General features: G+C 61.4%; 1 protein-coding gene. It reads left to right on the top strand.

Annotated features, from left to right (window positions below):
* Window positions 1-141: 141 nt before the first annotated feature.
* Window positions 142-324, top strand: a 183-nt coding sequence (locus RVY79_RS18490) for a CBU_0592 family membrane protein (RefSeq protein WP_317466003.1), incomplete at its 3' end; no start/stop codon positions are given.

The raw sequence follows: 324 nt of genomic DNA on the forward strand, positions 1-324 counted from the left end.
GGGTGGTGGCGCAACAAGCAGGCAGGGCGGCCGGTGGCTGAGGCGCCAAGCGCGCCGCGCCCAGGGCAGCCAGCACAACAGTAAGCGCACGTACCTCCAAGACGCTTCTCTCGCCACCTTTGCCCTGAGCATCACAGCACCATGGCTTCCCTGGGTTTTACCGACGTTGTTGGACTGGTTGGCGTTGCCGCTTACGTGACGGCGCACTTTGCAGTGCAGGTGTTGCACAAGCCGCCCGCTGGTGCATTCGTCGTTCGCCTGAACCTGGTCGGCCCCATTTGCATTTTGATTTCGCTGATGGGGGCGTTCAATTTGGCATCGTTT

Origin of the sequence: Chromohalobacter sp. HP20-39, from assembly GCF_033052815.1 — a bacterium.
Lineage (GTDB): Bacteria > Pseudomonadota > Gammaproteobacteria > Pseudomonadales > Halomonadaceae > Chromohalobacter.